Origin of the sequence: Cupriavidus phytohabitans (assembly GCF_000426345.1) — a bacterium.
Lineage (GTDB): Bacteria > Pseudomonadota > Gammaproteobacteria > Burkholderiales > Burkholderiaceae > Cupriavidus.
The window spans coordinates 1-18,646 of the sequence record NZ_AUFE01000081.1 but is presented as its reverse complement, the minus strand read 5'-3'; the positions used below and the strand labels follow the sequence as shown (position 1 = coordinate 18,646).

At 62.7% G+C, this 18,646-nt stretch carries 13 protein-coding genes and 1 tRNA gene; all 14 read right to left on the bottom strand.

What is annotated here, in order from left to right:
• Positions 1-94: GTP-binding protein (locus tag K309_RS40665; protein WP_018003793.1), on the bottom strand; the 94-nt coding region annotated here is incomplete at its 3' end.
• A gap of 80 nt (positions 95-174) precedes the next feature.
• Positions 175-2,283 (bottom strand): elongation factor G, encoded by a 2,109-nt coding sequence (gene fusA, locus K309_RS0130130; RefSeq protein WP_029049804.1) that lies wholly within the window; start codon positions 2,281-2,283, stop codon positions 175-177.
• A 117-nt stretch (positions 2,284-2,400) separates the two neighbouring features.
• A complete protein-coding gene (gene rpsG / locus K309_RS0130125) occupies positions 2,401-2,871 on the bottom strand; it encodes a 30S ribosomal protein S7 (RefSeq protein ID WP_010810459.1) in 471 nt (156 codons plus the stop codon).
• Between the two features lie 228 nt (positions 2,872-3,099).
• Positions 3,100-3,477 carry a 30S ribosomal protein S12 gene (rpsL, locus tag K309_RS0130120; RefSeq protein ID WP_010810460.1) on the bottom strand — a complete coding sequence of 126 codons (378 nt, stop codon included), beginning with the start codon at positions 3,475-3,477 and terminating at the stop codon, positions 3,100-3,102.
• Between the two features lie 336 nt (positions 3,478-3,813).
• Entirely contained in the window at positions 3,814-5,661 is a 1,848-nt protein-coding gene (recQ, locus tag K309_RS0130115) for a DNA helicase RecQ (RefSeq protein ID WP_029049803.1), read from the bottom strand.
• Between the two features lie 186 nt (positions 5,662-5,847).
• Positions 5,848-10,095, bottom strand: a complete 4,248-nt coding sequence (rpoC, locus tag K309_RS0130110; RefSeq protein ID WP_029049802.1) for a DNA-directed RNA polymerase subunit beta' — start codon at positions 10,093-10,095, stop codon at positions 5,848-5,850.
• Between the two features lie 115 nt (positions 10,096-10,210).
• Positions 10,211-14,317: a DNA-directed RNA polymerase subunit beta gene (gene rpoB, locus K309_RS0130105; protein WP_029049801.1), complete on the bottom strand. Its 4,107-nt coding sequence runs from the start codon at positions 14,315-14,317 to the stop codon at positions 10,211-10,213.
• Between the two features lie 428 nt (positions 14,318-14,745).
• Positions 14,746-15,120 (bottom strand): 50S ribosomal protein L7/L12, encoded by a 375-nt coding sequence (gene rplL, locus K309_RS0130100; RefSeq protein WP_010810464.1) that lies wholly within the window; start codon positions 15,118-15,120, stop codon positions 14,746-14,748.
• A gap of 69 nt (positions 15,121-15,189) precedes the next feature.
• Positions 15,190-15,711: a 50S ribosomal protein L10 gene (gene rplJ / locus K309_RS0130095; RefSeq protein ID WP_029049800.1), complete on the bottom strand. Its 522-nt coding sequence runs from the start codon at positions 15,709-15,711 to the stop codon at positions 15,190-15,192.
• 409 nt (positions 15,712-16,120) lie between these two features.
• Positions 16,121-16,816: a 50S ribosomal protein L1 gene (gene rplA / locus K309_RS0130090; protein WP_029049799.1), complete on the bottom strand. Its 696-nt coding sequence runs from the start codon at positions 16,814-16,816 to the stop codon at positions 16,121-16,123.
• On the bottom strand, positions 16,817-17,248 hold the full coding sequence (rplK, locus tag K309_RS0130085; RefSeq protein ID WP_010810467.1) for a 50S ribosomal protein L11: 432 nt from the start codon (positions 17,246-17,248) through the stop codon (positions 16,817-16,819).
• 161 nt (positions 17,249-17,409) lie between these two features.
• Positions 17,410-17,991 carry a transcription termination/antitermination protein NusG gene (gene nusG, locus K309_RS0130080; RefSeq protein WP_029049798.1) on the bottom strand — a complete coding sequence of 194 codons (582 nt, stop codon included), beginning with the start codon at positions 17,989-17,991 and terminating at the stop codon, positions 17,410-17,412.
• Positions 17,992-18,001: 10 nt separating this feature from the next.
• Positions 18,002-18,382: a preprotein translocase subunit SecE gene (gene secE / locus K309_RS0130075; protein ID WP_029049797.1), complete on the bottom strand. Its 381-nt coding sequence runs from the start codon at positions 18,380-18,382 to the stop codon at positions 18,002-18,004.
• Positions 18,383-18,441: 59 nt separating this feature from the next.
• Positions 18,442-18,517 (bottom strand) — tRNA-Trp (locus K309_RS0130070).
• Positions 18,518-18,646 lie beyond the last annotated feature (129 nt).

Genomic DNA, 18,646 nt, shown 5'->3' with positions numbered 1-18,646 from the left:
TCGCTGCGGTCAGCGTGGTCTTGCCATGGTCAACGTGACCAATCGTACCAACGTTCACGTGCGGCTTAGTCCGCTCGAACTTTTCCTTTGCCATTTTTCAGCTCCTAATGGAATTCAGTGTGATTCGATTCATTACACCGCCACGCCGGATAAGGCGTGGCAGCAAAGCTTTTATTACTTGCCCTTGGCCGTCATCACGGCTTCGGCGATGTTCTTCGGTGCCTCTGCGTAGTGCTTGAATTCCATCGTGTACGTGGCGCGGCCTTGCGTGGCCGAGCGCAGCGACGTGGAATAACCGAACATTTCCGACAGCGGGACTTCGGCCTTGATGATCTTGCCGCCGCCCACCATGTCATCCATGCCCTGCACGATGCCGCGGCGGGACGACAAGTCGCCCATCACGGTACCCGTGTAGTCTTCCGGCGTTTCCACTTCCACGGCCATCATCGGCTCGAGCAGAACCGGGCTGGCCTTGCGCATGGCTTCCTTGAAAGCCATCGAGCCGGCCATACGGAACGCGTTTTCGTTCGAGTCCACGTCGTGGTACGAACCGAACGTCAGCGTGACCTTCACGTCCACCACCGGGAAGCCGGCCAGGATACCGTTCGGCAGCGTGTCGACGATGCCCTTTTCGACCGCCGGGATGTATTCGCGAGGAATCACACCGCCCTTGATGGCGTCGATGAACTCGAAGCCCTTGCCCGGCTCTTGCGGTTCCAGCGTGATCACAGCGTGACCGTACTGGCCGCGGCCGCCCGACTGCTTGACGAACTTGCCCTCGACACCTTCGGCCGTCTTGCGAATGGTTTCGCGGTAGGCCACTTGCGGCGCGCCGATGTTGGCTTCCACGCCGAATTCGCGCTTCATGCGGTCGACCAGAATTTCGAGGTGGAGCTCGCCCATGCCCGAAATGATGGTCTGACCCGATTCTTCATCGGTACGCACGCGGAACGACGGATCTTCAGCGGCCAGGCGGTTCAGGGCGATACCCATCTTTTCCTGGTCGGCCTTGGTCTTCGGCTCGACAGCCTGCGAGATCACGGGCTCCGGGAACACCATGCGCTCGAGCACGATCGGTGCAGCCGGATCGCACAGCGTGTCGCCCGTGGTGGCGTCCTTCAGACCCACCGCAGCGGCGATGTCGCCGGCCAGCACTTCCTTGATTTCTTCGCGCTGGTTGGCATGCATCTGCAGAATACGGCCGAGGCGTTCCTTCTTGCTCTTGACCGGGTTGTACACCGTGTCGCCCGAATTGATCTTGCCCGAGTACACGCGGAAGAAGATCAGTTGGCCGACGAACGGGTCGGTCATGATCTTGAACGCCAGTGCCGAGAACTTTTCGTTGTCGTCAGCCTTGCGCTCGAGCTTCTTCTCGCTGTCGTCCTCGTCCGTGCCCGTAACCGGCGGAATGTCGACCGGCGACGGCAGGAAGTCGATCACGGCGTCGAGCATGCGCTGCACGCCCTTGTTCTTGAACGCGGTGCCGCACAGCATCGGCTGGATTTCGCAGGCGATGGTACGGTCACGCAGCGCCTTGACGATCTCGGCGCGGGTCAGCTCTTCGCCGCCCAGGTACTTTTCCATCAGCTCTTCGCTGGCTTCGGCGGCGGACTCGACCATCTTCTCGCGCCATTCGTCAGCGGTGGCTTGCAGCTCGGCCGGGATGTCCTGGTATTCGAACTTCACGCCCTGGCTGGCTTCGTCCCAAACGATCGCCTTCATTTCCAGCAGATCGACGACGCCCTGGAAGCCGTCTTCAGCGCCGATCGGCACCACGACGGGCACCGGGTTGGCCTTCAGGCGGGTCTTCAGCTGGTCGTAGACCTTGAAGAAGTTCGCGCCGGTACGGTCCATCTTGTTGACGAACGCCAGACGCGGCACCTTGTACTTGTTGGCCTGACGCCAGACGGTTTCGGACTGCGGCTGCACGCCACCCACTGCGCAGTACACCATGCACGCGCCGTCCAGCACGCGCATGGAACGCTCCACCTCGATGGTGAAGTCCACGTGGCCCGGGGTGTCGATGATGTTGAAGCGGTGCTCGGGGTAGTTGCCGCCCATGCCCTTCCAGAAGGCAGTGGTCGCAGCAGACGTGATGGTGATGCCGCGCTCCTGCTCCTGCTCCATCCAGTCCATGGTGGCCGCGCCATCATGCACTTCACCGATCTTGTGGTTCACACCGGTGTAGAACAGGATCCGCTCGGTCGTGGTGGTTTTACCCGCGTCAATGTGAGCCGAAATACCGATGTTACGGTAGCGCTCAATAGGAGTCTTACGAGCCACTTTAATCCTCTATTCGTCCGTGAGGCGCCGGCATCTCATGGCCTGCGCCCCTAACACAAACGGGCGAGATGTGTAAAAACACAGCCCGCCCGGCAACCAACAAACGCTATCGCGCGCTTAGAAGCGGAAATGCGAGAACGCCTTGTTGGCTTCGGCCATGCGGTGCACTTCGTCGCGCTTCTTCATCGCGCCGCCACGGCCTTCCGATGCTTCCAGCAGCTCACCTGCCAGGCGCAGCGCCATCGACTTCTCGCTGCGTTTCTTCGCGGCCTCGCGCAGCCAACGCATCGCCAATGCCAGACGACGCGACGGACGGACTTCGACCGGAACCTGATAGTTGGCGCCGCCCACGCGACGGCTCTTCACTTCCACCACCGGCTTCACGTTGTTGATGGCAACGGAGAACACTTCGATGGGGGCCTTGCCTGCCTTCTTTTCGATCTGGTCGAACGCGCCATAGACGATACGTTCGGCAACCGACTTCTTGCCGTCCAGCATCAGCACGTTCATAAACTTGGCAACTTCAACGTTGCCGAACTTCGGATCAGGCAGAACATCCCGCTTGGGGACTTCACGACGACGTGGCATCTTCTTTCCTTTAGATTCAGTTGAGAGCGCGGTCAGTTGTTTCCGCTCTCCGGCCACCAACTAGCTTGCATGCAATAGACAGCAAATTCGCCGGGTGACCACTTACTCGACGGCACGGTTGCCAAAAAGGCGCTCCGTTGTACCGCCGCCTGGTGACAGCACCATGACTTGCGCCACAGGCTATCGTTTGTTGCTGCTTCGGGTCTCGCAGACCCAGGCACCCTAAGCTTAGGCTGCCTTCGGACGCTTCGCGCCGTACTTCGAACGGGCCTGCTTGCGGTCCTTCACGCCTTGCAGATCCAGCGAGCCACGGACGATGTGGTAACGCACACCCGGCAGATCCTTCACACGGCCGCCGCGGATCAGCACGACCGAGTGTTCCTGCAGGTTGTGGCCTTCACCGCCGATGTACGAAATGACTTCGAAACCGTTGGTCAGGCGCACCTTGGCGACCTTACGCAGTGCCGAGTTCGGCTTCTTCGGCGTCGTGGTGTACACGCGGGTGCACACACCACGGCGCTGGGGGCAGTTCTCAAGCGCCGGGCTCTTGCTCTTGACGACTTCAGAGACGCGCGGCTTGCGAACCAGTTGGTTGATAGTTGGCATTGTTCAATCCAGCTTGGTTTTACGAAAAACGCCCCTCGCGCCGGCATGCGCCAGGCTGGAGAGGCAACTACGGGTTTTTGGGCGGGAGAGATGAGCGGACGCGCTCTGGAGACGGGACTGTGCGGTAACAGCATGCCAAAGAGCGCGAGCCGGCACCCGGATCCCGCGTCTGCCGCCACCGGTCCATCAAAACCGGTCCGGAAGGCTTGCCAGCAGCGGCATGAAAGCCACTTATCCGACGGGCGAGCGAAATCCAAAGCCAAAAACTCGAATCTGGCATCCTAGCAGCGGAATCGTATACCGTCAAGCCGTATACTCGGCTGGAAACAGCGGTGGCTAGATGCCGCGCAGGGTGTCGAGGATGCCCTGCCCGTAGCGCTCCAGCTTGGATGCACCAATCCCGGGAATGCCCTGCATCGCCGAGAGCGAATCCGGCGCAGTGCGCGCCAGTTCGGCCAGCGTGGCGTCATGGAAAATCACGTAGGCCGGCACGCCGTGCTCGCGCGCGGCCTCGGTGCGCCAGCGGCGCAGTGCCTCCCAGTTCGCCAGCGTGTCGGCGTCCATGTCCGCGGTATGGTCGGTGCGGGTGCCGCGCGCCGCGCGCTCGCCAGACTTGCCCGCCTTGGTAGCCTGGCGTCGCAGGATGATCTGTCGCTCGCCCTTGAGCACCTCGCGCGCACGTTCGCCCAGCAGCAGCGCACCGTGGCCGCCATGGTCGATCATCAGCAAACCGTGGGCGATCAGCTGGCGGAAGACCGTGTGCCATTCCTGCACCGAACGATCCTTGCCGATGCCGAAGGTCGATACCTTGTCATGGCCCCACTGCTTGATCTTTTCCGAGGCATTGCCGCGCAGCACGTCGATCAGGTGGGTCGCACCAAAGTGGATCCGGCTTGCCTGCGCGGTGCGGTACACACATGACAGCGCCATCTGCGCCTCGCGTGTGCCGTCCCAGGTGGCCGGCGGCTCCAGGCAGGTATCGCAGTTGCCACAGGGCTCGCTCGCTTCGTCGAAGTAGGCGAGGATGCGCTGGCGCCGGCAGCCGGCGGTTTCGCACAAACCCAGCAGTGCGTCGAGCTTGGACGACGACACGCGCTTGAACGCCTCGTCCGCCCCGGACTCGTCGATCATGCGCTTCTGCTGCACCACGTCGCCCAGGCCGTAGGCCATCCAGGCATTGGCGGGCAATCCGTCGCGCCCCGCGCGGCCCGTCTCCTGATAGTAGCCTTCCATACTCTTGGGCAGGTCAAGGTGAGCGACGAAGCGGACGTCCGGCTTGTCGATCCCCATGCCGAAGGCAATGGTGGCCACCATCACCAGCCCTTCTTCTTCGCGGAAGCGTGCCTGGTGGCGCTGGCGCGTGCCGGGGTCCATGCCGGCATGGTAAGGCAGCGCGTTGATGCCGTGCCCTTCCAGCCACGCCGCGGTGTCCTCCACCTTCTTGCGTGACAGGCAGTAGACGATGCCGCTGTCGTGGGTGCCGTCGGCGGCGGTGTGCTCGGCCTTGATAAAGGCCAGCAATTGCTGGCGCGCATTGTCCTTCTCGACGATGCGGTAGCGGATATTGGGCCGGTCGAAGCTGGAGATGAAGACGCGGGCGTCGTCCAGCGCCAGGCGTTCAATGATCTCGTTGCGCGTCAGCGCGTCGGCGGTAGCGGTCAGCGCGATGCGCGGCACGTACGGGAAGCGTTCGTGCAGCACCGACAGCTGGATGTACTCCGGCCTGAAATCATGGCCCCACTGCGATACGCAATGCGCCTCGTCGATGGCGAACAGTCCGACGCGGGTACGCTCGAGCAGGTCGAGGAAGCGAGTCGTCATCAGCCGCTCGGGTGCGACGTAGAGGATCTCCACCCTGCCGGCCAGCAGGTCGCGCTCGACGGCTGACGCTTCCGAACCGGTCAGCGTCGAATTCAGTACCGCGGCTCGCACACCGGCTTCCGTCAGCGCCGCGACCTGGTCCTGCATCAGCGCAATCAGCGGCGATACCACGATGCCGACACCCTGCCCCGTGCGCTGGCGCAGCAGCGCCGGAATCTGGTAGCACAGCGACTTGCCGCCGCCGGTCGGCATCAGCACCAGGCTATCGCCGCCTTCGGCAACGTGGTCGATGATCTCGGCCTGACGCCCGCGGAAGGCGTGGTAGCCGAAGACATCCTTGAGGATCGCCAGTGCTTGCGACATGGACTGCGGAATTGCTGAAGCCGGAAAAGCCGTAACCTTACCACTAAGGAACGCGGCCACTGCGCCTGGCGGGCAAACTCTCCGACGTTTCTCACGAAAGGTCACGCCACAAGCGGGCAGAAAAAAAGCCCGGCTGGATCAGCCGGGCTTTCGACCGCCTTGCGGCGGGCAATCACTACTGCAAGATCAGGCGTTGTCGCCTTCACCTTCGGTCGTCGCCTGCACCACCGGCGGCGGCTCGATGAAGAGCGACTGCTCTTCTTCGGCGATCGCCTGGGCGCGTTCGCGCTCGGAGGCCTCGCGTGCCTTGCGGGCACGGTGGTAGGCCAGGCCGGTACCGGCCGGGATCAGACGGCCGACGATCACGTTTTCCTTCAGACCACGCAGGTCGTCGGTCTTGCCCATGATCGCGGCTTCGGTCAGCACGCGCGTGGTTTCCTGGAACGATGCCGCCGAGATGAAGCTGTCGGTCGACAGCGACGCCTTGGTAATACCCAGCAGCAGGTTCTCGTAGGTCGCCGGACGCTTGCCTTCGGCGATCACGCGGTCGTTCTCGTCGAGCAGTTCCGAGCGCTCCACCTGTTCACCCGGGATGAACTTGGTGTCGCCCACGTCGGCGATCTGCACACGACGCAGCATCTGGCGAACAATCACCTCGATGTGCTTGTCGTTGATCTTCACGCCCTGCAGACGGTACACGTCCTGCACTTCGTCCACGATGTAGTGCGCCAGCTCTTCGATGCCCTTCAGGCGCAGGATGTCGTGCGGGTCCGCCGGACCTTCCACGATCATTTCGCCCTTGTTCACCACCTGGCCGTCGTGCACCAGCACCTGCTTTTCCTTCGCGATCAGGAACTCGTGGGCATTGCCGTCCAGGTCGGTAATGACCAGGCGCTGCTTGCCCTTCGTGTCCTTGCCGAACGAGGTCGTGCCGGTGACTTCCGCCAGCACGGCGGCGTCCTTCGGCGAACGCGCTTCGAACAGCTCGGCCACACGCGGCAGACCACCGGTAATGTCGCGGGTCTTCTGCGATTCGGTCGGGATACGCGCGAGCACTTCACCCACGTGCACCTGCTGGCCGTCCTTCACGGTAATCAGCGCGCCAACCTGGAAGCCGATGGTCACGGAGTGGTCCGTGCCCGGGATCTTCACTTCCTGGCCGTTGGCGTCGAGCAGCTTCACCTGCGGGCGGATGCCCTTGGTTGCAGCCGTGCGGCGCTTGGCGTCGATCACCACCAGGGTCGACAGGCCCGTCACTTCGTCCATCTGCTTGGCGACGGTCACGCCTTCTTCAACGTTCTCGAACTTGGTCGTGCCGGTGTATTCCGAAACGATCGGGCGAGTCAGCGCGTCCCACGTGGCCAGCTGCGTGCCAGCCTTGATCGCCTGGCCGTCCTGCACCAGCAGCGTGGCGCCGTACGGGATCTTGTGACGCTCGCGCTCGCGGCCGTGGTCGTCGGTGATCAGCGCCTCGCCCGAACGCGAGATGACGATCAGTTCGCCCTTCGCATTGGTGACGTAACGCATGGTCGCCGTGAAACGCACGGTACCGGTCGCCTTGGCTTCCACGCTCGATGCCACTGCCGCACGCGATGCCGCGCCACCGATGTGGAACGTACGCATGGTCAGCTGCGTGCCCGGCTCACCGATCGACTGGGCGGCAATCACGCCCACCGCTTCGCCGGAGTTCACCAGCACGCCGCGGCCCAGGTCGCGGCCATAGCACTTGCCGCACAGGCCGTAGCGCGTGTCGCACGACAGCGGGGTGCGGACCTTGACTTCGTCCACGCCGATATTGTCGATCAGCTCGACCAGATCTTCGTCCAGCAGCGTGCCCGATTCGATCGCGGTTTCCTGGGTTTCCGGGTTCACCACATCGGCCACGGTCACACGGCCGAGAATACGGTCGCGCAGGGCTTCGATCACTTCACCGCCTTCGACCAGGGCCTTCATGGCCACGCCGTTGGAGGTGCCGCAATCGTCTTCCACCACGACCAGATCCTGCGTCACGTCGACCAGACGACGGGTCAGGTAACCCGAGTTCGCGGTCTTCAGTGCCGTATCCGCCAGACCCTTACGGGCACCGTGGGTCGAGATGAAGTACTGCAGAACGTTCAGGCCTTCACGGAAGTTCGCCGTAATCGGCGTTTCAATGATCGAGCCATCCGGCTTGGCCATCAGGCCACGCATACCGGCCAGCTGGCGGATCTGCGCGGCGGAACCCCGTGCGCCCGAGTCGGCCATCATGTAGATGGAGTTGAACGACTCTTGCTTCACGGTCTTGCCTTCGCGGTCGACCACGTCCTCGTGCTGGAGCTGCTCCATCATCGCCTTGCCCACCTGGTCGCCGGCGGCGCCCCAGATATCCACGACGTTGTTGTAGCGTTCTTGGTCGGTCACCAGACCCGACATGTACTGCTTGTCGTATTCCTTCACCTTGGCCGAGGCCTCGGCGATGATCTTCTCCTTGGCGGGCGGCACCAGCATGTCGTCGATCGCGATCGAGATACCGGCGCGGGTCGCCAGGCGGAAGCCCGACTGCAGCAGCTTGTCGGCGAAGATCACGGTCTCGCGCAGGCCGCACTTGCGGAACGCGGTGTTGATCAGGCGCGAGATTTCCTTCTTCTTGAGCGGCTTGTTCAGCACCGAGAACGGCAGGCCCTTCGGCAGGATCTCGGACAGGATCGCGCGGCCAACCGTGGTGGCCTGAAGCGTGACCTTGGGTGCGAAACGGGCGTCGCCTTCGGCGTCCTTGTCGACCAGCTCATACTCGGTGATACGCACGTTCACGCGGGAAGCCAGTTCGACTTCCTTGTTCTCGTAGGCGCGGATCACTTCGCTGATGTCGGCGAAGGTCATGCCCTCGCCCTTGCCGTTGATCTTGTCGCGGGTCGTGTAGTACAGACCCAGCACCACGTCTTGCGACGGGACGATCGACGGGTCGCCGTTGGCCGGGAACAGCACGTTGTTGGAGGCCAGCATCAGGGTGCGGGCTTCCATCTGCGCTTCCAGCGACAGCGGGACGTGGACAGCCATCTGGTCACCGTCGAAGTCGGCGTTGAACGCCGCGCAGACCAGCGGGTGCAGCTGGATGGCCTTGCCTTCGATCAGCACCGGCTCGAACGCCTGGATGCCCAGGCGGTGCAGCGTCGGCGCACGGTTCAGCATCACCGGGTGCTCGCGGATCACCTCTTCGAGGATGTCCCACACCACCGGGGTCTGGCTTTCGACTTCCTTCTTCGCCGCCTTGATGGTGGTGGCGATGCCCATCGTTTCCAGCTTGTGGAAGATGAACGGCTTGAACAGCTCGAGCGCCATCAGCTTGGGCAGGCCGCACTGGTGCAGCTTGAGCGTCGGGCCCACCACGATGACCGAACGGCCCGAGTAGTCGACGCGCTTGCCCAGCAGGTTCTGACGGAAACGGCCGCCCTTGCCCTTGATCATTTCGGCCAGGGACTTCAGCGGACGCTTGTTGGCACCGGTCATCGCCTTGCCGCGACGGCCGTTGTCCAGCAGCGAGTCAACCGCTTCCTGCAGCATGCGCTTTTCGTTGCGCACGATGATTTCAGGCGCCTTCAGCTCCAGCAGGCGCTTCAGGCGGTTGTTACGGTTGATGACGCGGCGATACAGGTCGTTCAGGTCCGAGGTCGCGAAGCGGCCACCATCCAGCGGCACCAGCGGGCGCAGCTCGGGCGGCAACACCGGCAGCACTTCGAGGATCATCCACTCGGGCTTGATGCCCGAACGCTGGAAGGCCTCGAGCACCTTCAGGCGCTTGGCGAACTTCTTGATCTTGGCTTCGGAGCCGGTGGCCTGCAGTTCGGCGCGGATCTGTTCGATCTGCTTCTCGATGTCGATGCCGCGCAGCAGTTCACGGATGCCCTCGGCACCCATCATGGCGACGAACTCGCCCTCGCCGTACTCGTCGCACTTCGCCAGGTAGTCGTCTTCGGACATGATCTGGCTCTTCTTGAGCGGGGTCATGCCTGGCTCGAGCACCACGAATGCTTCAAAGTACAGCACGCGCTCGATGTCGCGCAGCGTCATGTCCAGGACCATGCCCAGACGCGACGGCAGCGACTTCAGGAACCAGATGTGCGCGGTCGGCGCGGCCAGTTCGATGTGGCCCATGCGCTCGCGGCGCACCTTGGCCAGCGTCACTTCAACGCCGCACTTCTCGCAGATCACGCCGCGGTGCTTCAGGCGCTTGTACTTGCCGCACAGGCACTCGTAGTCCTTGATCGGGCCAAAGATCTTGGCGCAGAACAGGCCGTCGCGTTCAGGCTTGAACGTACGGTAGTTGATCGTTTCCGGCTTCTTGACTTCGCCGTACGACCACGAACGGATCTTCTCGGGCGAGGCCAGGCCGATCTTGATCGCGTCGAACTGCTCTTCCTGCTGTACCTGCTTAAAGAGATCGAGCAATGCTTTCATTGCAACTCCTTGTTTCGCCACCGCGCCGGAGTCTGTCCGGTGCCGTGGCATTCAATCCTGTGGGAAATCCTGCGCTGGTGGGTGCCCGCCGCGGCCGGCACCCGCATCGTCTCGATCAGTAGCGGTCGAGGTCGATGTCGATACCCAGCGAGCGGATTTCCTTCACCAGCACGTTGAACGATTCCGGCATGCCGGCGTCGATCGAGTGCTCGCCCTTGACGATGTTCTCGTACACCTTGGTACGGCCGTTCACGTCATCGGACTTGACCGTCAGCATTTCCTGCAGCACGTACGACGCGCCGTAGGCTTCCAGTGCCCACACTTCCATCTCACCGAAACGCTGGCCACCGAACTGGGCCTTGCCGCCCAGCGGCTGCTGCGTCACCAGCGAGTACGGGCCGGTGGAACGTGCGTGCATCTTGTCGTCGACCAGGTGGTGCAGCTTCAGCATGTGCATCACACCCAGCGTGACCGGACGCTCGAACGCTTCGCCGGTGCGGCCATCGTGCAGCGTGACCTGCTGCTTGGACGCGGTCAGGCCTTTCTCGGCCGCGATCTCGTCCGGGTAGGCCAGGTCGAGCATGCGCTTGATTTCCCTCTCGTGCGCACCATCGAACACCGGGGTCGCGAACGGCACACCCTTCTTCAGGTTGTGCGCCAGCTCCAGCACTTCGGCGTCGCTCAGGCTGTCCAGGTCTTCCGGCTTGCCGCTCTCGTTGTAGATCTGCGAGAGCAGCGTGCGCAGTTCCTGCGCCTTGGCCGATGCCTTGAGCATGTCGCCGATGCGCTGGCCCAGGCCGCGCGCGGCCCAGCCCAGGTGGGTTTCCAGGATCTGGCCCACGTTCATCCGCGACGGCACGCCCAGCGGGTTCAGCACGATGTCGGCCGGGGTACCGTCCGCCATGTACGGCATGTCTTCGATCGGGACGATCTTCGACACCACACCCTTGTTACCGTGACGGCCTGCCATCTTGTCGCCAGGCTGCAGGCGGCGCTTGACGGCCAGGTAGACCTTGACCATCTTGATCACGCCCGGCGGCAGTTCATCGCCCTGCGTCAGCTTCTTGCGCTTCTCTTCGAAGGCGAGGTCGAACTCGTGGCGCTTCTGCTCGATGGCTTCCTTGACGGCTTCCAGCTGGGCAGCCAGTTCCTCGTCCGCCGGACGGATGTCGAACCAGTGGTACTTGTCGACGTCAGCCAGGTATTCCTTGGTGATCTTGGCGCCCTTGGCCAGCTTCTTCGGACCGCCGTTGACGGTCTTGTCGATCAGCAGGCGCTCCAGACGCTGGAAGGCATCGCCTTCCACGATACGCAGCTGGTCGTTCAGGTCCAGGCGGTAGCGCTTCAGTTCGTCGTCGATGATCGACTGGGCACGCTTGTCGCGGGTCACGCCTTCGCGGGTGAAGACCTGGACGTCGATCACGATGCCGCTCATGCCCGACGGCACGCGCAGCGAGGTGTCCTTCACATCCGACGCCTTCTCGCCGAAGATCGCGCGCAGCAGCTTCTCTTCCGGAGTCAGCTGGGTCTCGCCCTTCGGCGTGACCTTGCCCACCAGCACGTCGCCGGCTTCAACCTCGGCGCCGATGTAGGTGATGCCCGACTCGTCCAGGCGAGCCAGCTGGGCTTCGGCCAGGTTAGAGATATCGCGCGTGATTTCCTCGGGTCCCAGCTTGGTGTCGCGGGCAACGACCGACAGTTCCTCGATGTGGATCGAGGTATAGCGGTCTTCGGCCACCACACGCTCCGAGATCAGGATCGAATCCTCGAAGTTGTAGCCGTTCCACGGCATGAACGCCACCAGCATGTTCTGGCCGAGCGCCAACTCGCCCAGGTCGGTCGAGGCGCCGTCGGCAATCACGTCGCCGCGGGCCACGTGGTCGCCAACCTTCACCATCGGACGCTGGTTGATGTTGGTGTTCTGGTTCGAGCGCGTGTACTTGATCAGGTTGTAGATGTCCACGCCGACTTCACCGGCCACGGCTTCGTCATCATTCACGCGGATCACGATACGCATCGCGTCGACGTAGTCCACCAGGCCGCCACGCATGGCCTGCACGGCGGTACCCGAGTCGACCGCGACGGTGCGCTCGATGCCGGTACCGACCAGCGGCTTGTCCGGACGCAGGCAGGGCACGGCCTGACGCTGCATGTTCGCGCCCATCAGTGCACGGTTCGCGTCATCGTGTTCCAGGAACGGCACCAGCGAGGCAGCGGCCGACACGATCTGCGACGGCGCCACGTCGATGTACTGCACGCGGTCCGGCGTCACCATACGGGTTTCACGCTCGGAACCTTCACGCGCCGACACCAGTTCGTCGGTCAGGTTGCCTTCGGCGTCGACTGTCGCGTTGGCCTGCGCCACCACGTACTTGCCTTCCTCGATCGCGGACAGGTAGTCGACCTGGTCGGTCAGCTTGCTGTTCTCGACCTTGCGGTACGGGGTTTCCAGGAAGCCGTACTCGTTCAGGCGCGCATACAGTGCCAGCGAGTTGATCAGACCGATGTTCGGACCTTCCGGCGTTTCGATCGGGCACACGCGGCCATAGTGGGTCGGGTGCACGTCGCGGACTTCAAAGCCAGCACGCTCGCGGGTCAGACCGCCCGGGCCCAGTGCGGAGACACGGCGCTTGTGCGTGATCTCGGACAGCGGGTTGGTCTGGTCCATGAACTGCGACAGCTGCGACGAACCGAAGAACTCGCGGATCGCCGACGAGATCGGCTTCGAGTTGATCAGGTCGTGCGGCATCAGGTTCTCGGTCTCGGCCTGGCCCAGACGTTCCTTGACGGCACGCTCCACGCGCGACAGGCCGGCGCGGAACTGGTTCTCGGCCAGTTCGCCGACGCAACGCACGCGACGGTTGCCCAGGTGGTCGATATCATCGACCTCGCCCTTGCCGTTGCGCAGGTTGACCAGGATCTTGATGGTCTCGAGGATGTCCTCGTCCTGCAGCACCATGGCGCCTTCACCGCTGGGGCGACCCAGGCGGCTGTTGACCTTCATGCGGCCAACGCGCGACAGGTCGTACGACTCCTCGCTGTAGAACAGGCGCTGGAACAGCGCTTCCACGGCTTCCTCGGTCGGCGGCTCGCCTGGGCGCATCATGCGGTAGATCGCGATACGCGCGGCGGTCTGGTCGGCGGTCTCGTCCACGCGCAGGGTCTGCGACATGTACGGGCCCTGGTCCAGGTCGTTGGTGTACAGGGTCTGGATCTGCTTGACGCCGGCTTCGCGCAGGTTTTCCAGCAACGTTTCGGTCAGCTCGTCGTTGGCGTTGGCAATCACCTCGCCGGTATCCGGGTCGATGATGTTCTTGGCCAGCACGCGGCCCAGCAGGTAGTCTTCCGGCACGCTGATGAGCTTGGTGCCGGCCGAGTCCAGGTCGCGGATGTGCTTGGCGTTGATCCGCTTGTCCTTCTCCACGACCACGCGGCCGTTCTTGTCGGCGATGTCGAAGCGCGCGACTTCACCGCGCAGGCGCTCGGGCACGAACTCCAGCTGCGCGCCTTCCGACTGCAGCGTGAAGTTGTCGAACACGAAGAAATGCGCGAGGATCTGTTCCGGGGTCAGGCCGATCGACTTCAGCAGGATCGTCACCGGCATCTTGCGGCGGCGGTCGACGCGGAAGTACAGGATGTCCTTCGGGTCGAATTCGAAGTCGAGCCACGAGCCGCGGTAGGGGATGATACGTGCCGAGAACAGCAGCTTGCCCGAGCTGTGGGTCTTGCCCTTGTCGTGCTCGAAGAACACGCCCGGCGAGCGGTGCAGCTGCGAGACGATGACACGCTCGGTGCCGTTGATCACGAACGAACCGGTGGAAGTCATCAGCGGGATTTCGCCCATGTAGACTTCCTGCTCCTTTACTTCCTTGACCTTGCCCGGGTTCTCGCGATCGTTGATGATCAGGCGAACCTTGGCGCGCAGGGCCGAATGGAAAGTCAGGCCACGCTGTTGACATTCCTTGACGTCGAACGGCGGGTTGGACAGGTGGTAAGAGACGAACTCCATACGGGCGAGCCCGTTATGCGAGGAGATCGGGAAGATTGCGTTGAAAGCGGCCTGGAGGCCTTCGGTCTTGCGACGCGCGGTCGGCGTTTCCGCTTGCAAGAACTGGGTGTAGGATTCAATCTGGGTGGCAAGCAGGAATGGAACCTGATGTACCGTAGCGCGCTTCGCAAAGCTTTTGCGAATGCGCTTCTTTTCGGTGAAGCTGTACGCCATGGGATCTCCGAATCATCGCAGGACGGCTGGACCTGGCCGTGCCTGAGGTGTTCAGCGACTGGGAGGGGATTTGGCGGTTGGCCGCTACCAACCTCTGGCTGACGGTGCCCGCACGCTGCGGGCGGTGTGGTCGTCGCATCAGCGCAACGCCTGCACTCGCCCGGGGGACACCCGACCAAACTTGTCTTCTGCAGTCGGTTCAGAAGACAAACATCAGCAGCAACCACTTAGTGTGCCACTGATGTTTGGCCTCTGCTGAGTTGCCGGCAAATCAAGTGTCGCCGGGACTCGCAAAGATCACTTTTTGCGACTTTGCCACTGCGCTGAGTGGTGACTAAAACACAATCGCACAAGCGCAAAAAGGCTGGCGCCGGGAATTTCCCTTTGCCAGCCCCATTCGCGTGCCGCAAAGGCACGCGAGTACAGCATTACTTGACGTCGACCTTCGCGCCGGCGTCTTCCAGCTTCTTCTTGGCTTCGGCAGCAGCGGCCTTGTCCACGCCTTCCTTGACGGGCTTCGGTGCGCCATCGACCAGGTCCTTGGCTTCCTTCAGGCCCAGGCCGGTGATTTCGCGAACGGCCTTGATCACGCCAACCTTGTTGGCGCCGACTTCGGCCAGGATCACGTTGAACTCGGTCTGCTCTTCAGCAGCGGCGGCACCGCCAGCGCCCGGAGCAGCAGCCACGGCCATGGCAGCAGCCGACACGCCAAACTTCTCTTCGAACGCCTTGACCAGGTCGTTCAGTTCCATCACGGACATCGCGCCAACGGCTTCCAGGATGTCGTCTTTGGTGATTGCCATTTGAAATACTCCTACTAGATTTGATTCGGTATCGGTAATGCGATCTTTCGATGCGCGGCCTGGATTGCCTTAGGCGCCAGCAGCTTCCGCTTCCGCGGGAGCGCCTTCTTCCTTCTTGGCGGCCAGAGCAGCCAGCAGACGGGCGAAGCCCGACACCGGTGCCTGCATCACGCCCAGCAGCTGAGCAATCAGTTCGTCGCGGCTCGGGATCGAGGCCAGCGCCTTCACGGCGGCAGCGTCGAGAACCCTGCCGTCATACGACCCGGCGCGCAGGACCAGCTTGTCGTTGGTCTTGGCGAAGTCGTTCAGAACCTTGGCCGAGGCCACTGCATCTTCGGAAATACCGTAGATCAGCGGACCGGTCATCTGCTCTGCGAGGCCTGCAAACGGCGTACCTTCGACGGCGCGGCGAGCCAGCGTGTTCTTCAGAACACGCAGGTACACGCCTTGCTGGCGAGCGGTAGCGCGCAGCTTGGTCAGATCGCCAACCGCAATGCCGCGATATTCGGCCACGACGATGGTCTGGGCCTTGGCGACTTGCGCCGAGACCTCAGCAACGACGGCCTTCTTATCTTCAATATTGAGTGGCACGGTTAAGCTCCAAAATGACGCTTATGTCTCCGGCAATACCGGAGCCTTCACGTCAGCACAAACGAACGGCGTCCGATTGGCCCGAATCACCCGGGTCAGTGCCCGGTTGCTTCAATCCCTTCGGGTGCGCCATCTGCGCTGGCTGGCCGGAGGACGTCGCTCAGGCTTGGAAGCCCTCCCGCACGTTCCGACCGATTAAGCCCTTTCCGCAACACTGCCGCGGACAAGGACACCAGCGGTCTTTGATAACCAGCGGTGCCTGCCGATGCTTGCGCATCCTGCGGGCACCACTGCCCAAAGCCATCCTCCATTCCTTGCGGTCCGGAGACGACCCTCGCCATTGGCCAGGGTCTTCAATTCTTCTTGCCGACCGGTGTTATCGGGTGCCGGTCAGCAATTTGCCGTCAGCTCAGGCAGCCAGCGTAGCCTGGTCGACACGCACGCCGACGCCCATGGTCGACGAAACGGCGATCTTGCGCAGGTACACGCCCTTGCTGGTGGCCGGCTTGGCCTTGACCAGCGCGTCCAGCAGCGCCGACAGGTTGCTCTTCAGCGCGGCGTCTTCGAACGAACGGCGCCCGATGGTGGCGTGGATGATACCGGCCTTGTCGACACGGAACTGAACCTGACCGGCCTTGGCGTTCTTCACAGCCTGGGCCACGTCGGGGGTCACGGTACCGACCTTCGGGTTCGGCATCAGGCCGCGCGGGCCCAGGATCTGGCCCAGCGTACCGACGATACGCATCGTGTCCGGCGAAGCGATCACGACGTCGAAGTTCAGGTTGCCGGCCTTGACTTGCTCGGCCAGGTCTTCCATGCCGACGATGTCAGCACCGGCGGCCTTGGCGGCCTCGGCCTTGTCGCCCTGGGCGAACACAGCCACGCGCACCGACTTGCCGGTACCGGCGGGCAGCACCACGGAACCACGAACCACCTGGTCCGACTTCTTGGCGTCGATGCCCAGTTGCACGGCCACGTCGATCGACTCGTCGAACTTCGCCGAGGCGCAGCCCTTCACCAGGCCCAGGGCCTCGTCGATCGGGTAGAACTTGGTACGCTCGATCTTCGCCTTGTTGGCAGCGACGCGCTTGGAAACCTTAGCCATTTACAGACCCTCCACGGTGATGCCCATCGAACGAGCCGAACCGGCGATGGTACGCACGGCGGCGTCCAGGTCGGCGGCAGTCAGGTCAGCGTTCTTGGCCTTGGCGATTTCTTCAGCCTGGGCGCGGGTGATCTTGCCAACCTTGTCGGTATGGGGCTTCGGCGAACCCTTGGTGATGCCGGCTGCCTTCTTGATCAGCACGGTCGCCGGCGGCGACTTCATCACGAAGGTGAAGCTCTTATCGGCGAAGGCGGTAATCACCACCGGCACCGGCAGACCAGGCTCCATGCCTTGGGTCTGGGCGTTGAACGCCTTGCAGAACTCCATGATGTTCAGACCACGCTGACCCAGTGCGGGACCAACGGGCGGGGAGGGATTTGCCTTACCAGCCGGAATCTGCAGCTTGATAAAGCCAATGATCTTCTTGGCCATTTCTACTCCAATCCGGATCGCCCCACTCGGGGGTTGCGATCCTGTTGAGTCGTAACGCGCTGTCGCCGCACCGGTGGCACGGCCTCACGCTCCTCTTTGGCAACACCCAGGGGCGCCGCCGTTGCGGTTGCCGCCCTCTCGGCCGACAGCCCGCAAATTCCTTAAACCTTCTCGACCTGGCCGAACTCGAGCTCGACCGGCGTCGCACGTCCGAAGATGGTGACCGAGACACGCAGGCGCGATTTCTCATAGTTCACTTCTTCCACGTTGCCGTTGAAGTCGGTGAACGGACCGTCCTTGACGCGCACCATTTCGCCCACCTCGAACAGCGTCTTGGGACGCGGCTTCTCGACCCCTTCCTGCATCTGGGTCATGATCTTGTCGACTTCGCGCTGCGAAATCGGGCTCGGGCGGTTGCGGGCGCCGCCCACGAAACCGGTGACCTTGCTGGTGTTCTTCACCAGGTGCCAGGTTTCGTCGGTCATTTCCATTTCCACCAGCACGTAGCCCGGGAAGAAACGGCGTTCTGTCACCGACTTGTGACCACCCTTGATTTCCACGACTTCTTCGGACGGCACCAGGATGCGGCCAAATTTGTCCTGCATCTCGGCGCGGTCGATGCGCTCCTGCAGCGCGCGCTGCACGCTCTTCTCCATGCCGGAGTAGGCATGCACGACATACCAGCGCTTCTTCGATGAAGGCGATTCCGGCGCGGTGGTTTCCTGCTGAGCGTTATCCGTCATGTGCTACCTCTTATTTCCAGCCCAGTACGAGCGAAAACACGATCCACTCAATGAGCTTGTCCGCCGACCACAGGAACAGTGCCATGATGACGACAAAGACGAAGACCAGCCCCGTCATCTGCCCGGATTCCTTGCGCGTCGGCCAGACGACCTTGCGAACTTCCCGATACGATTCCTTGGCGAACCCAATGAAGTCCTTGCCCGGTGCCGACACCAGTGCAACCACTACACCCAGTGCAATACCGCCGAACAGCGCAGCGCCACGTACATAAGACGGTTGCTGTGCGAGTGCATAGAAACCGATGACGCCGGCAACCACCAGCAGCACCGCGACGCCGAGCATCCACTTGCCGCTGTTGGCGTTCACGGTTTCAACATTGGGATTGGCCATGTTTCGCAAACGAGACTAAGCCGCGTCACGATTGCTCCTCGCGACGCGGCTGATTGATTTGGCAGGGGCAGAGGGAATCGAACCCCCAACCTTCGGTTTTGGAGACCGACGCTCTGCCAGTTGAGCTATACCCCTAGAACTACTTAGAGCTGGCGCTTGCGCCAACCCTTTTCTGGCAACGAACGCGGCCGGTTGGTGCCGCGTTCGCAATCGAACAGCTTAGTCGAGGATCTTTGCCACGACGCCGGCGCCGACGGTACGGCC

What these genes read in the sequence shown, in the direction of transcription:
- rplA (WP_029049799.1), bottom strand. Translation starts at nt 16,816, where the DNA reads ATGGCTAAGGTTTCCAAGCGCGTCGCTGCCAACAAGGCGAAGATCGAG.
- rpsG (WP_010810459.1), bottom strand. Translation starts at nt 2,871, where the DNA reads ATGCCACGTCGTCGTGAAGTCCCCAAGCGGGATGTTCTGCCTGATCCG.
- rplK (WP_010810467.1), bottom strand. Translation starts at nt 17,248, where the DNA reads ATGGCCAAGAAGATCATTGGCTTTATCAAGCTGCAGATTCCGGCTGGT.
- rpoB (WP_029049801.1), bottom strand. Translation starts at nt 14,317, where the DNA reads ATGGCGTACAGCTTCACCGAAAAGAAGCGCATTCGCAAAAGCTTTGCG.
- rpoC (WP_029049802.1), bottom strand. Translation starts at nt 10,095, where the DNA reads ATGAAAGCATTGCTCGATCTCTTTAAGCAGGTACAGCAGGAAGAGCAG.
- secE (WP_029049797.1), bottom strand. Translation starts at nt 18,382, where the DNA reads ATGGCCAATCCCAATGTTGAAACCGTGAACGCCAACAGCGGCAAGTGG.
- rpsL (WP_010810460.1), bottom strand. Translation starts at nt 3,477, where the DNA reads ATGCCAACTATCAACCAACTGGTTCGCAAGCCGCGCGTCTCTGAAGTC.
- rplL (WP_010810464.1), bottom strand. Translation starts at nt 15,120, where the DNA reads ATGGCAATCACCAAAGACGACATCCTGGAAGCCGTTGGCGCGATGTCC.
- recQ (WP_029049803.1), bottom strand. Translation starts at nt 5,661, where the DNA reads ATGTCGCAAGCACTGGCGATCCTCAAGGATGTCTTCGGCTACCACGCC.
- nusG (WP_029049798.1), bottom strand. Translation starts at nt 17,991, where the DNA reads ATGACGGATAACGCTCAGCAGGAAACCACCGCGCCGGAATCGCCTTCA.